This window comes from Microbacterium halimionae (genome assembly GCF_011761265.1).
Classification (GTDB): domain Bacteria; phylum Actinomycetota; class Actinomycetes; order Actinomycetales; family Microbacteriaceae; genus Microbacterium; species Microbacterium halimionae.
The window spans coordinates 866,881-881,897 of the sequence record NZ_JAAOZB010000001.1; the positions used below are offsets into that span (position 1 = coordinate 866,881).

The window sequence follows — 15,017 nt, forward strand, 5'->3', positions numbered from 1 at the left end:
AACTGAAAGCTCAGTGCGCATACTCAGCACTGGGGGGACTACCCTTAAGCGTGACCTCCACAGATGTTTCCGCCGACGGTGCGGCCCCAGAAGAGCCCGCCGCGATCACCTTCTCTGACCTTGGCCTTGACGGGGCGGTGCTGAAGGCGCTGAGCGACGTCGGCTACGAGACCCCTTCTGCCATCCAGGCAGCTACTATTCCCACGCTCCTCGGCGGCCGCGATGTCGTCGGCATGGCGCAGACCGGAACGGGTAAAACCGCCGCCTTCGCGCTTCCGATTCTCGCTCAGCTCGACGTTTCGCAGAAGAAGCCGCAGGCCCTTGTGCTTGCGCCGACTCGTGAACTTGCCCTGCAGGTGTGTGAGGCTTTCGAAAAATACGCCGGTCGCATTAACGGCGTCCACATTCTTCCGGTCTACGGCGGACAGGGCTACGGTGTTCAGCTGTCGGCCCTTCGCCGTGGCGTCCACGTTGTCGTCGGTACTCCCGGCCGCATCATGGATCACCTCGAAAAGGGCACGCTTGACCTTTCCGAACTGAAGTTCCTCGTACTCGACGAGGCCGACGAGATGCTCAAGATGGGCTTCGCCGAAGACGTTGAGACGATTCTCGCCGACACCCCCGCTGAGAAGCAGGTTGCCCTGTTCTCTGCAACGATGCCGGCCGCGATCCGTCGCATCTCGCAGAAGTACCTGAACAATCCCGAAGAGATCACCGTCAAGACCAAGACGCAGACCTCGAACAACATTGCGCAGCGTTACCTTCTGGTCTCCTACGCCCAGAAGGTGGATGCCCTCACCCGCATCCTCGAAGTTGAAAACTTCGAAGGCATGATCATCTTCGTTCGCACGAAGAACGTCACCGAAGAGCTCGCCGAGAAGCTGCGTGCGCGCGGGTACTCAGCGGCCGCGATTAACGGTGATGTCGCTCAGGTGCAGCGTGAGCGCACGGTCAACCAGCTGAAGTCGGGCAAGCTCGACATTCTGGTGGCAACGGATGTCGCGGCTCGTGGCCTCGACGTCGAGCGCATCAGTCACGTGGTCAACTTCGACATTCCCACCGACAGCGAGCCTTACGTTCACCGCATCGGCCGCACCGGCCGTGCTGGTCGGAAGGGCGACGCGATTAGCTTCGTCACGCCGCGCGAGCGAGGCTTGTTGGCGCGTATCGAAAAGGCGACCCGCCAGCCGATCACGCAGATGCACCTCCCCACGGTCGACGATGTCAATGTCACGCGTCTTGCCCGTTTCGATGACCGCATCACTGCGGCCCTTGAGCAGAACGAGCGCATCGACGGCTTCCGCGACATCATCGCTCACTACGTGCGCAACCACGATGTGCCCGAAACGGATGTCGCGGCGGCCCTCGCCGTTGTTGCACAGGGCGAGTCGCCGTTGTTGCTTGAGCCCGAGGCCGAGCGCACGAGGCGCGACCGCGAAGAGCGTTTCGATCGCGAGAGCAGCCCGCGTGGCGAGCGTCGTGACCGGCCCGAGCGCGGTGACCGCGAGTCGCGCCCGCGTCGTGGAAACGGCAAGCCGATGGCCTCTTACCGACTCGCGGTCGGTAAGCGTCACCGTGTCGAGCCCCGCCAGATCGTGGGTGCACTCGCGAACGAAGGCGGACTGCAGCGTGACGACTTCGGCGCGATTCAGATCTTCCCGGCGTTTTCGCTCATCGAACTTCCGGCAGATATGCCCGCGGGTGTTCTCGACCGGCTGGCTGGCACGCGCATCTCGGGTCAGCTGATTCAGATGCGTCCCGATTCAGGTGCGCCCAAGCGCCGCGGCGGAGATCGCGAGTTCGACTCGCGCGACGACCGTCCGCCGCGCAAGCCTCGTCACCGCGACTAATCTCCGCCGCGCTCGCCGTTAGTCGTGATGATTGACGGCGAGCAGGTCGAAGACGACTTTGTCGCCCTGCGCGTTCTGCGCGATCCATGCGACCGAACCGACGAGTTCAATAGAAGCGTCGCTGTCACTGTCGGTAAGGGTCAGGTAGCGCATCAAGCCCACCTTCTTGATCTTGTGATCGACGGTGGCGCGATTAAACGACGCAAATTCTGTCGCGAGGCGTCCGTGGGTGTCGCCGTTGAGCACATGGATCGTGTCGGGCGTGATGGCGACGAGCAAAGTCGTCGTAGCGCCTTTCTCTTCAGCGGCGGCTGTCATCGCCAGATGCCGACCCGCAATTGCGCCGATCGCTGCGCCGACGCCACTGGAGTCGCTGAGCCCCGTGGGATCAAGTACGTCGGCAGCTGCTAGGCCGCCGGTGCTGCCGACGATTGAAGCGCCGACGAGGCTGGCAAGGTTGAACCTACCTGCCGCGAGCACGTCCGCGTCCTGGCCGAGAATCTTCTTCGCCTCGATGATCAGGTTTGCTTCGCTAAACGCACTGTTCATAGTGTTACTCCCCAAGGTTTCCTGCGGCGCAGGACAATTCAATTTACCCATACACCCTATCGATGAGCTGCGATAGCCAACGTTCCCGGGCCATGGCCGCGCGTAGTCTTCCCTCGCTGACTCCTCGAGAAAGGAAACCGCGTGGCCGAAAAGACAAACGGATCGATAAGCCTGGCGGGCTCGATATCGCTCGGCACGGGTGTCATGATCGGCGCGGGTATCTTTGCGCTGGTCGGACAAGTCGCGGGCCTTGCCGGGGTCTGGTTTTCGCTCGCTTTCGTTGCCGGCGCACTCGTGGCTGGGGTGAGCTCCTACGGCTACGCGAGGTACTCAAGCATCAACCCGTCGTCTGGCGGCATCGCGATGCTGCTGAAAGACGCGTACGGCCCAGGCGTTGTCGCGGGCTCTTTTTCGCTCTTCATGTATGTCTCCATGGTCGTGGCTGAAAGCCTGCTCGCTCGCACCTTCGGCACCTATCTACTTCGCCCATTCGGGCTGCAAGATTCGGCGATCCTCGTTCCGATTCTTGGCATCGTCGCGATCGTTGCGGCGGCCATCGTGAATCTTGTTGGCAACCAACTCGTCGAGCGATCGGCGATGACCACGGCCATCATCAAAATCGTGGGGATCGCAGCGCTCGCCATCGGCGGGCTGATCGCGGCATCCGTCAGTGGAAGTGGGTTCTTCTCGGGCAGCTCGGATGCCTCCGCAACACCTGTGGGGATCGTCGCGAGCGTCGCGCTCTGTGTGCTCGCCTACAAGGGTTTCACGACGATCACGAACCAGGGCGACGATGTGCGGGAGCCAAAGAAGAACCTGGCCCGTTCGATCTACATCTCCATCGCTATCTGCGCTGTTTTGTACCTTCTGATCACGGTGTCAGTTGAGGCATCCATCGGTGCGGGTGGCGCAGTTAACGCAAGGGATTACGCGCTTGCTCAAGCTGCCGAACCGCTCTTTGGATCGTGGGGTGTTGGCCTCACTGTGGCCATTGCGGTCGTGGCAACGCTCTCGGGCCTTCTCGCCAGTCTGTTCTCAGTTTCGCGGCTCTACGCGATGCTGCAAGATATGCGGCAGGCACCGCGCCTGCCGAAGCGGGTTCCGCACCAGCCGCTTGTGATCACCGCGGTGCTCGCTATCGTGCTCACTGCCTTTTTTGACCTTAGCCAGATTGCTTCATTCGGCGTCTTTCTCTACCTCACGATGGACATCGCGGTGCAGTGGGGAATTGTCTGGCGCCTTCGTGGAAAAGTAGATGCGAACGTCGCTTGGCCGATCATCACGATCATCGTGGACCTCGCGATCCTTGTGGCCTTCACGATCGTCAAGGTGCAGGCGGATCTCCTGACGGTGGGAGTCGCCGCGGCGATCGGTGCTGTCATCTTCGTCGGGCAGATAGTCGTCGTCTCCCGTCGCCATGCCGATGTCTCAAAGGGGTGACAACAACGTTCACGCATTGATCACTGTCAACCCCTCGCATGATGAGGTTTTTCGATGCAAGGTGGAGAAGATGACGACGATTAGTGCTGAACAAACGTTGCAACTTGATGCATGGTGGCGAGCGGCTAACTATCTGAGCGTCGGTCAGATTTACCTGAGAGACAACGCGCTTCTGCGTGAACCTCTCCGGGCCGAGCACATCAAGCCGCGGCTGCTTGGTCACTTCGGGACAGTGCCCGGACTCAACCTCGTTTATGCACACGCGAACCGGGCCATCGCAGAGCGTGACCTCTCGGCTCTCTACATTGCCGGGCCGGGACATGGTGGCCCTGGCATGGTGGCAAATGCGTGGCTCGATGGCACCTATTCTGAGCTCTTCCCCGACATCACAACGGATGCCGCTGGCATCACGAAGCTCTTTCGCCAGTTCTCTACTCCCGGCGGAATACCATCTCACGCAGCACCCGAAACCCCCGGATCAATCCACGAGGGCGGCGAGTTGGGATACTCGCTCAGTCATGCCTACGGCGCGGCGTTCGATAACCCCGACCTCACAGTGTTTTGCGTTATCGGCGACGGTGAAGCTGAAACAGGGCCACTTGCAACCGCATGGCACGGCAATAAGTTTTTGAACCCCGTAACCGACGGAACTGTCTTGCCGATTCTTCACCTGAACGGGTGGAAGATCGCCAACCCGACGGTGCTCGCGCGCATCCCCGAGGAAGAACTGCGCGACCTGATGCGCGGGAACGGCTACGAGCCGATCATGGTGGAGTTTGAGGCATCCGATGAATCCGCATCGGTGCACGAGAGATTCGCCGAGGTTGTCGATCTCGCCCTTGACAGAATCGCGGAGATTCGCGATGCGGCGCGCTCCGGCGAGACCGCGCGTCCGCGCTGGCCGATGATCGTGCTGCGCTCGCCGAAGGGCTGGACTGGCCCCAAAGAAGTCGGCGGCTTGCCCGTCGAAGGCACCTGGCGTGCACACCAGGTGCCGCTGCCCGATGCGCGGAAGCCGGAACAACTGGCACAGCTCGAAGAGTGGATGCACTCCTACCGCCCCAATGAGCTGTTCTCCGGTGACGGGGTCCCGGCGTCTCTGATCACTTCTCTCGCGCCCGAAGGAGAGCGCCGCATGTCGGCGACGCCGGTCGCAAATGGGGGACTCTTGAGAGAAGATCTCGATCTGCCCGATTTTCGCGACTTCGCGGTGGCGGTCGAACGCCCGGGGGGCTCGGATTCGAGCGCGACGACAGTTTTGGGCGACTATCTCGCAGAGGTGATTCGTCGCAATCCTCGCTCGTTCCGCCTCTTTGGCCCCGACGAAACGGCGTCGAACAAGCTGGCACCTCCGGTATACGAGGCGACCGAGAAGCAGTGGACTGCCGAGTTCGGCCCGCTCGATGAGCACCTGCAACGCGCCGGTCGAGTGATGGAAGTGCTGAGCGAGCATCAGTGCCAGGGGTGGTTGGAGGGCTACCTTCTCACCGGCCGACACGGCATGTTCGCTTCGTATGAAGCGTTCGTGCACATCGTCGATTCGATGTTCAACCAGCACGCCAAGTGGCTGGAAGCCTCAGCGAACATTCCGTGGCGCGAGCCGATTTCTAGCCTCAACTATTTGCTGTCGAGCCACGTCTGGCAACAAGATCACAATGGCTTCACTCATCAAGATCCTGGCTTTCTCGATGTGGTCGTCAATAAGAGTGCTGACGTCGTTCGCGTTTATCTTCCGTTCGACGCCAATACGCTCCTCAGCACGTACGCGCACTGTCTGCAGTCGAAGGGATACGTCAACGTCGTTGTTGCCGGAAAGCATCCGTCTCCCCAGTGGCTTTCGGCGACAGAGGCCGCTGACCACTGTCGTCGCGGGCTCGGCGTCTTCGAATGGGCGGGCAACGCCGATAGCGGCGAGAAACCAGATGTCGTGCTTGCCGCGGCCGGTGATGTGCCAACCGTGGAAGTCATTGCAGCGGCCGAAATCCTCCGTGAAGAAGCGACCGACCTGCGAGTTCGAGTTGTGAATGTCGTTGACCTCATGCGTATGACGTCGGAGTCGGAGCATCCGCACGGTCTGTCTGATGACGACTTCGACGCCATCTTCACTGCTGACTCGCCTGTCATTTTCGCCTTTCACGGGTATCCATGGCTGATTCACCGGCTGGCTTACCGACGTCGCGTACACCCTCACCTGCATGTGCGCGGCTACAAAGAACGGGGCACGACCACGACGCCGTTCGACATGCTCATGTTGAACGATCTCGACAGGTTCCAACTCGCTGTCGATGCACTCGATCGCATCCCGGGTGCCGCCGATACGTACGCGCGGCTGCGGGCTGATCTCGTTGAGCGCCGCACGGCGGCTCGGCAGTACACGCGCGATCACGGTGAAGATGACCCCGCGATTGCCCAGTGGCGGTTTAGCGAAGCGCGGTGAGCGCAGGCGCCGCCTCATCGCTCGACTAGCGCGGCGCGACGGATCAAGTGCGAGGTGCCAGGTGGGGCGACTCCCAGTTGACCTCGAGGGCCTCAGGATGCTGCGGCGCAATTGCGGCGGGGTAGATCGTTCCGGGTTTCGGCCAGTGCGCGCGGTTGAAGCCACCCGTCGTCTGCACAGTCGCTGGCTCCATGCCGGGCGCTTCAGCACGCACTTCGACGCGGCACTCCTGGTACGCCGCCCGCCCGACTCGTTCTGATACTGAGAGCACCTGAACTCGGCCTCGCACGGCGTCAGCCATCGGGTCGCCGAGAAGCTTCTCGATCTGTCTGGCTGCGTCTTCTACCCAAGGCTCCACGAGGGCAGCCTATTGCGTGCCCATTGCGGCCGTGTAACTAGACTCCCGAAACGATCGCATTGTCGAGCTGTGCGGTGTCGACACCGGGGCGGAGTGCCTGGTTCGTCAGCAGCACGTAGGTAACCCCGGCCGTCGGGTGCACCCAGAATTCGGTTCCGGCCCAGCCGCCGTGACCGAAGCCATCAGTCGAAATCAGTGCCGGGTCGTGACGGCGGAGATTCCACGAAAAACCCCAGTCCTGCCCGCGCTCAACGGGATAAGGCTCCAGGCGAGGAACGTCTCCCGTGAGTGGACGCAGCATCATTTCAAGGGTTGCCGGCTGCACGACACCGTCGCGGCGAAGCAGCGTGCTGCCGAGTGCGAGAAGGTCGCTCGCGCGCGCGAACATGCCAGCCCCCGGATGCTGCAGGCTCTGAAAGCGATCAACATCAAGGCCGGCGGCGCCAGCATCCGCCACGGGGTGAGCGTCGCACGCGGGGTCGACGGTGAAGCCATCTGCCCCGATCTCGTTTGCCCACTTGCTGACGCCGTCAATCCAGCTTTGGCCGGTTGCCTGCTCGATGAGGGCCGCGACACCTTCGTAGGCGATCGAGGAGTATCTGGATGCGGCGCCGGCGGCGAAGTCGCGGCTGCCAACCAAGAGCGACTCCCGAAGCCCCGCTACCGGGTCGAGTGGAGGCTCAGTGATGCCCGACGTGTGGCTCACGAGATGGCGGAGGCGCACGACATCGTCTCGAAGCGATCCGAACTCGGGGATTGCCGCCACGAGCGGGGTCTGCGGCGTGAGCAGGCCCCGCTCGATAGCGCGGGCCGCGACAAGGCCAACGAGGGGCTTCGTGATCGAGAAGAGCGCGTAGTGATCGTCAACGGTTGCCGTACGGGGGCCCGAAGCACCGAACGCATCAAGTGCGACGGTTCCGTCGGCGGTCGCGATACCGAGTACCGCCGACGGAAGTCGATCGCTTTTGACCTGGTGTCGAGCCCAGTCGAACGCGGCCGAGAAGTGTGACATTGGTTGTGAATCCTTTTGAGCTGCGATCGGGCCGCAGCCGAATCAGCGGACGACGACGTTGAGTGGTTGAGAGCTGGTCACACCGGCGGTGTTTTCGAACTCCACTACATACTCGTACGTTCCGCTTTCGCGCGCCACGACCGCTGACTTCGCACGCTGTGCCTGGGGCGATGCCGCAACGAGCTCCTGCTCATCGATGAGCACCCCGTTCTCCAAGAGTCGGTACTCGGTAGCGTTCGTGCCCCACCACAGGTTGCTCGTCACCGTGTAGTTGCCGTCGCCATCCCAGTTGTCGTGGCTGAGCACGGGAGCCCCCGGCGCCGCATCTTTCACTCGCACAGTGGTCGAGGTTGTCGACGTCACGCCGGCGGCATTGATCAGTTCACCGGTGTACTCGTAGGTTCCGTTTTCACGCCCCGCGACCTGCACCGTCGTCACCTGCGCGTTTGGCGAATCCGCTGACAACACCTGAGTGGAGATCAGGGCGCCGTTCTCGTAGAGCCGGAAGACCGACCCGTTTTCACCCCACCACAGGTTCATCGAAATTGTGAAGGCACCGTCGTGTAGACCGTCCTCCCATCCGCTGTTCGACGAGAGCACGCCGCGAGCCGGAGCTTGTGACGAACCGTTGTCTGCGTAGACGAGAATCTGCGCCGCCTGCGACGTCACAGCCCCATCGTGGTTGACGGCGCGTGCTGTGAGGGTGTGCGTGCCCGCAAGCCCGTCGAGGTCGATGACCGCATCGGAGGCAACCGGTTCACCATCGAAGGCGACGTCGAGACTGCGAACCCCTGATTCTGGATCGTCGGCCGTCACGGCGAGGGTAAGCGACTCGGTCGTTGCAAACAGCGCACCGTCGGCTGGTAGCCCCGATACGACCGGAGGAGTCGTATCGCCCTCGCCTGTGGGCGCACCTGTTACTGCAATCGACGGCATCGGGGCGGGATCCATGCCGTCGCCGATGAAGAAGCTCGGGTGCGGTGGCTGGTTGTATCCCGTGTTTTGCCATGCCACTGCGACGCGATACTGCATGTCATGCATGAGAGTCGGGATGCGGATGTCGGTGACATCGGTCGTCGAGTAGATACGTAGCTCGCTCGAATCAGCGCTTCGCCAGGCGATTTCTTCACGCCAATCTCCGAAGAGGTCAGCCTGTAGGTTGGGTGTTCCCTTCGTGCCGTTGTTTGAGCGGGCACCCTCATCGATCAGGATTGTCTCCTGTGTCTCGGTCTCCCAATTCCACTTCGATACCGTAGGCACTCCGAAGTACTCCTCCTGGTTGAAGTCGTGGTCGACGATTTCACGCAGAGCGTCTCCGTCGAACCACGCCAGGAAGTTCGCCGCCGGAATGTTCTCCGAAATCAACTCACCCTGGGCGGAACGCAACTCGCCGTTTCGAGAGTTCCAAGAAGCGTCGCCGCCGATGGCCCACCCTTCGGCACCTGCGTAGCGCGGATCGATGTCGCCCGCAGCCGCCCGACCAGTGTCGACCGTTGCGGCGATATCCCACAGGATCTCACCGGTGGCCGCATCTCGCATCGTCGCGCCACGGTTGCCCGCGGCCCCCATGTCTTCGTGTGCAGAGAAGATTTCGAGCCCCGGCCGGCCCGGGTCAAGGTCCGAGACGTGCTGAGCGTCGCCGTGGCCAAGGCCCGTCGAATACAGCAGTGAGCCGTCGTCGTCGATCGTGGCAGAACCGTAGACGATCTCGTCTTTACTGTCGCCGTCGACATCGGCCACCGACATGCTGTGATCGCCCTGCCCGTAGAGCCCTTCGCTGCCAGCATCGTTGGAGTCGATCACCCAGCGCGTGCTGAGGCTTTCGCCGTCGAAATCGTACGCAGCGACAACAGCACGCGTGTAGTAACCGCGGCTGAAGATCACGCTCGGGTGTTCGCCATCGAGGTATGCCACCGAGGCCAGGAATCGATCGACCCGGTTGCCGTACGTGTCACCCCATGAGCCCACGTCGCCACGGGCCGGGATGTAGTCGACAGTATCGATTGCAGCACCTGTTGCGCCGTCGAACACCGTGAGATATTCGGGGCCGCTCAGCACGTAGCCCGAGCTGTTGCGGTAGTCGGCACTCGCGTTTCCGATCGGCTGGCCGAGGCCATCGATCGTGCCATCACCGGTTTTTACGGACACCTCAGCGCGGCCGTCACCGTTGAGGTCGTAAACCATGAAGTGCGTGTAGTGCGCTCCGGCGCGAATATTCACGCCGAGGTCGATGCGCCACAGCTGCGTGCCATCGAGCCGATAGGCATCGAGGTAGACGTTGCCGGTGTAGCCCGCTTGCGAATTGTCTTTCGCGTTCGACGGGTACCACTTCACGAAGAGTTCGTACTGCCCATCACCGTCTACGTCTCCCACACTCGTGTCGTTCGCGCTGTAGGTGTAGGGCTGGCCATCTTTCGTGTAGCCGTCAGCAGGCTTGTTGAGCGGCACCGAGAGATACGAGGCATCCTGCACTGCGATGTCTTCACCCTCGGTGGTTTCAACGTCACCGATCACCTTTGTGATGAGATAGCGGGACTCTGTCGTGCCGTCTGCGTCGAGGTAATTGGTCGAATCAGCGATGGGCTCGTCGGTGAGGCGCTCGCCGTCGCGGTAGACGTGAAAGGCGATCTCGGAGGGATCAGTGCCAAGGAGTCGCCACGCGACGAGATTTCCCTCGTCGGTGCTGACAGCCGATGGTGCACGATCGAGGTACTCGGCTTGACGTTGCAAGACCGTCACCGCATCCGTGGCCAGCTGCTCGCTGGTGTCTCCGGTGCCACCGGCACCGACCGCGACGACCGAGTAGTAGTACGGAATCGTCGTGAGAACATCGGTGTCAACGAAACGCCCAGTGTCGGCAAACCCTGCAAACGTGCCGCGCTCGCCCTCGGTCTCTGACCGGAACACGAGATAGTACGCGGCGTCGACCGGCTGCGCCCACGCGATTTCGAGCTCGCGCTTTTCGATGCGTTCCACCGATAGCGACGTGGCAACACCGGGTGTGTCAGCGTCGGTGTCGATGAGCGACGCCTCAACCGAGGGGGATGGCACCGACTCGAGGTCGGTCTGATCCACCGCGGTGACGTAGTAGGTGTAGTCGAGACCAATGCGCGCAGTGGAATCGGTGAACGTTGGCTCGTCGACGGCAGCGATCAATGCGGCCGAATCCTCAAATGGAGACTGTCGATACACGTTCCAGCTGAGATCGGGTTGCTCATCCCATTCGAGGCTCACAGCGGGAGATTCAGGGTTGGCGTCAACGTCTGAGATCGCAAGCCCGGTGGGGCCGAGGAGGATCGGTGTGATCTCGAGACCATTGAGCCGCGTGCCAGCCGCAGCTCCGTACGCTTCGACCGTGAGTTGTCCGTCGGTGACCAGGAACGGGCCGCGCAGGGTGCTATTCACACTGCCGCGACCGGCATTTCCAGAGCCTGCCTCGGTGCCCTCGACACGGAAGCTCGTGCGCGTTGATCCGATCCAGTCGCCGGAGTACGTCATCACCGAGTACGTGCCGTTTGGTACGTCGAGGTTGAAGGTTCCGCTGTCTCCGGGCAGAAGGAAGTCACGCACCAGATCATTCGCCGCGCCATCGGCGCTGCCGCGGTCGCGGCCTCCCCAGCCAGAGCGGTCGAGGCCGTAGCCGCGCTCTTCGGTGTAGACCGTGGCATCCGTCACCTCGGTATATCCCGGCATGGTCGGGTTGCCCGCCAACTGGAAGTCGAACTTATACAGCGCCTGCTTTGTGGTGAAGGTGACAGTTGCGCTCGGCTCCGACTCGCCCCGACCATTGACTGCCACGACGCGGTATCGGTACCCGGTGCCCTCGGCGAGTCCCTGCACGATTGAGCTCGTCTGTGTTGTCGTTCCGACGAGAGCCCAGGTGGGTTCTGGGTCGGCAACGGCTTGGCGGTAGATCTTGTAGACGTCGGCTGTCGCTGCGGCATCCCACTGGAGTGTTGCGCCGCCGTTGCTGATGGCTCCAGCCACGACGTTCTGCGGTGACGGGGGCACTTCGGCTGGCGGATCAATATCGATCACAGCGGATGCGAGTGGGTCATCGAGGGCCGCGACATCCTGAGCAATCAGGCGTGCCATCTGGATGGCCCCGTACTCCTGAAAGTGGGTGTCATCGGTTGTGCCTCCCGGTCGGTTCGGGAAGATGCCCGGATCGACATGAAGGAACACGGCCTTCGACGCCTCGGGGCCAATCTCGTTGAGGTACTCGCGCGACGACGCCGAGAGGTCGACGAGCAGCACGCCTTCTTCGCCAGCGAGCTCTGTCATCTTCGCGACGTATTCGGGAAAGCTCACGTTGAACTGCCCTGTCGCTTCATCGAAGCTGCGTCGCGAGACCGGCGTGACCAAGATGGGGGTTGCGCCGCGCTGGCGCGCTCCCTCGACATACACGCGCAGATACTCTTTGTAATCTTCGGGGCTCGCATAGCGGTCATCGACGCCCTGAGTTGCGTCGTTGTGACCGAACTGAATGAACAGATAGTCGTCGGGACGAATGGCGCGAAGTACATCGTCGAGACGCCCCTGCGTCAAGAAGTTCTTCGAGGAACGGCCGCCAATTGCCTGATTGTTGAACGCGATGTCATCTTCAAAGAAGCGATCGATCATCTGGCCCCAGCCGGCCTGGGGTGCGTAGGCGGTGGGGTCGTATGTCTGAACAGTCGAGTCGCCCGTGATGAACGCGGTCGTAATGGCGCCGGCTACCCGCTCGGGCAGGCGTGTAATCGTGAGCGCATTGAGCGCTGCAGTGTCGCCTCCGAATTCGAGCGTCAGGACGCCGTCAACTAGTGCGATCTGAAAAGCCATTTCGAGGTAGGCGCCCGCGCTTTGCGGATTCTCCAGCACCTTCGGGATCGACTCTGCCGTGATGGTCGTGGTCGTGGCCTGCTCAGCGTCACCCGCAATGAGCTGCACCGAGTAGTCGCCGGCGCCGAGAGCGACAGCAAACGTCGATCCGGAAACGGCAACGAAGTCGCTGCGGGTGGCGTCGTCGGTGCCGCGGTCGATATCGGATGCATCGGCCGGAGGCGTGGTGAAGCCGTAACCCCATGCATCGTCGAATGCGGTGGTACTCGTGATCGCGATGGCATCTGTCGCGACAGCGCCCGGGCCAAAGTCAAAGGTGACGACATCGCCGTCGGGAAGCTCGGCAGGTGGTGCGTACGATGTTGCATCCACCACGGCGGGCTCGGATGTGCCCGCGGGGTTGCTGGCCGAGACGCGATAGGTCCAGCCAACTGTGGTGTCGATACCGGCGTCTGTGTAGCCCGGCACGTCGAGAGTCGCGACAGCTTCGAAGCCGTCAGTTCCGGTGACGGCTCGTTCAACGCTGTAGGTTTCGGCATTTGCTGTCGCTGACCAGGTGAGGCTGATGGCATCCTGTGTTACCTGCGTCACCGCGAGATCTGTCGGCGCTCCGGGCGCGGCGAGCTCAGGAATCGTGCCGCTTGTCACCGAGTCGCTTTGTGAAGACGAGCGGCCGAAGCCGCTGACTGCGACGACGGCATAGGCGTAGTTAGCGCCCGTTGTGACGGTCTCGTCGGAGTAGGCAGCGTCGCCGATGTTTTCTGCGATGGGGGCGAAGGCGCCGGCGGTGGAATCTTCGGCGATGTCAGCCCGCAGCACTGTGTAGCTGGCGGCATCCGCTTCTGCAGCCCAGGCGAGCGTGACGCCGTTGTAAGCGACGCGAGTGATCGTGACATCGCTCGGAGCGGCGGGTGTCACCGGTGCGACCTCGATGCCGTTGACGTAGGCTCCGAGACCTGAGCCGGTGAGTCCGACGGTGAGCTGACCATCTTCGACAAGAGCGCGGAAGGTGGCAGTTGTTGACTCGGCCCGCCCCGTCGTAATGCGCTCTTGGGCGACCCCTTCGAGCGAGACGGTCGCGTTCGTGCCCGATGTGCCGGTGAGCGCGTCGCCGATCGTCACGGTGACGTCGTAATCGCCCTCGGGTACGTCAACGAGGAACTCCCAGTTGGTGCCGGCAACGAAGTCTTCGGCGACAGCGTCTGCGGGAGTGCGGTTGCCAGTGCGGTCGCGGTCGAACAGCGTCGCACCGTCAGGAATCGCAATGCCGAACCCCGCCTCGGCCGTGTACAGCGAGTTGGTGCGAACCGCCTCGAAACCGTCGGCAACGGGGCTCGTCGCGGTGCCGAAGTCGAAGCGATACGTGCCATCATCGGCGGGCTCGATCGCGGATGCCGCCGGGGCTGTGAGCGCGGCGCTCGCGACTAGCGCGACAGCGGCGAGCGTGGCAATGGCGGCTCGACGGCGCGAAAGATGGTGATCCGCGGGGGATGCAGGATCGGACAACGCGTAGGGCACAGTTCCTCCTTGGGCGACATCGGCAAAGGGGTGTGCAGCGGGATGCAGCGACTTTGCGGCACTCCGAACACCGAACGAGCACGCACGTGTGCGAGCCTCTCGACCAGAATGCCATTATCTTGGAAAGCGCATTCCGAATCTGTTCGCAGCGATCCTGACATGCCGTACACGTGGTGCGCAACCCTTTATGAAACGTTTCTCATAAAGCGGGTTGGGCCGCCCAGTGTCCGTTACGGGTGACAGGAAGTTGCTACCTTGTGAGACCAACGTCGGCATGCATGAGGGGGTAGCTGATGTCTCGCGAGGCACCTCGCTCATCGTTCAGCGTGCTCGGCGAGATCGCACTCTGGATTGCGCTGCCGACGATCGCGGTGCTCGGCTACTGGGCCATGCTCTTGAGGGCAATGGGCGTCGCGGGATGCGAAGGTGCATGCGACATGGACCTCATCGATTGGGCCTATGGAGCCGTTCCGTGGGGGATCGGAGCGGCGTTCACCGTCGCCATTGTCGGCGCGGTTGTGCTTGTCCTTATGCGCCAGCGAACGGCCTGGGCGGCGGGCGCCGGCGTCGTCGTCCTCCTCGCGTCATTCGTCGTCACCGGCAGCGTTGTGGGCGAGGGGTTCGCGCCGATGCATGAGCGGAACGAGCGATCTGCGAGAGAAGCGGCGTCGCCACCTCCGCCGCTCCCACCGGTTGCTCCGATAGGTGCGTGGGGTACTGCTGGCCAGGGGCAAGCGCACATCACTTTTTCAGCCGATGGCACGTTAGCCGGGAGCGACGGATGCAACGATCTTGAGGGTATCTGGATGCAGGGCGCCGATGGCGAGATTTCGATCGACAAAACCGACGTGACGTTTCTCGCGTGCGACGGACTCGATACGTGGTTCAGCTACGGAGAATCAGCTGTCATCGCCGATGGTTTTCTGTACGTGAAGAATTCCGACGGTTCGGTAATCGGCGGATTCGACCGCGCGGAGTGAGGCGCTGACGCAACACTCGCTATCGTCAATGTTGTGCAGGGGTCGTCGCGGT

8 protein-coding genes are annotated in these 15,017 nt (G+C 62.3%); 4 read left to right on the plus strand and 4 right to left on the minus strand.

Features of this window, described 5'->3' with window-relative positions:
• Positions 1-50 precede the first annotated feature (50 nt).
• On the plus strand, positions 51-1,850 hold the full coding sequence (locus FHS06_RS04095) for a DEAD/DEAH box helicase (protein WP_167045792.1): 1,800 nt from the start codon (positions 51-53) through the stop codon (positions 1,848-1,850).
• 18 nt (positions 1,851-1,868) lie between these two features.
• Here FHS06_RS04095 and FHS06_RS04100 read toward each other — a convergent pair whose 3' ends face one another.
• Complete coding sequence (locus FHS06_RS04100; protein ID WP_167045795.1) at positions 1,869-2,399, minus strand: hypothetical protein; 531 nt, start codon at positions 2,397-2,399, stop codon at positions 1,869-1,871.
• Between the two features lie 141 nt (positions 2,400-2,540).
• On the opposite strand from FHS06_RS04100, the gene FHS06_RS04105 reads away from it, so the two are divergent.
• Positions 2,541-3,839 carry an APC family permease gene (locus FHS06_RS04105; protein WP_167045798.1) on the plus strand — a complete coding sequence of 433 codons (1,299 nt, stop codon included), beginning with the start codon at positions 2,541-2,543 and terminating at the stop codon, positions 3,837-3,839.
• Positions 3,840-3,909: 70 nt separating this feature from the next.
• Entirely contained in the window at positions 3,910-6,276 is a 2,367-nt protein-coding gene (locus tag FHS06_RS04110) for a phosphoketolase family protein (protein WP_167045801.1), read from the plus strand.
• A 43-nt stretch (positions 6,277-6,319) separates the two neighbouring features.
• On the opposite strand, the gene FHS06_RS04115 is transcribed toward FHS06_RS04110, so the two are convergent.
• The 3 genes from FHS06_RS04115 to FHS06_RS04125 are packed head-to-tail and all read right to left on the minus strand — an operon-like array spanning position 6,320 to position 13,985.
• Complete coding sequence (locus FHS06_RS04115; RefSeq protein WP_167045804.1) at positions 6,320-6,634, minus strand: hypothetical protein; 315 nt, start codon at positions 6,632-6,634, stop codon at positions 6,320-6,322.
• A gap of 37 nt (positions 6,635-6,671) precedes the next feature.
• Positions 6,672-7,646 carry a serine hydrolase domain-containing protein gene (locus FHS06_RS04120; RefSeq protein WP_167045807.1) on the minus strand — a complete coding sequence of 325 codons (975 nt, stop codon included), beginning with the start codon at positions 7,644-7,646 and terminating at the stop codon, positions 6,672-6,674.
• Between the two features lie 42 nt (positions 7,647-7,688).
• A complete protein-coding gene (locus tag FHS06_RS04125) occupies positions 7,689-13,985 on the minus strand; it encodes a rhamnogalacturonan lyase family protein (RefSeq protein WP_310734884.1) in 6,297 nt (2,098 codons plus the stop codon).
• Positions 13,986-14,278: 293 nt separating this feature from the next.
• Between FHS06_RS04125 and FHS06_RS04130 the strand changes: the two genes are divergently transcribed.
• On the plus strand, positions 14,279-14,965 hold the full coding sequence (locus FHS06_RS04130; protein WP_167045811.1) for an META domain-containing protein: 687 nt from the start codon (positions 14,279-14,281) through the stop codon (positions 14,963-14,965).
• The last annotated feature ends 52 nt before the right edge of the window (positions 14,966-15,017 follow it).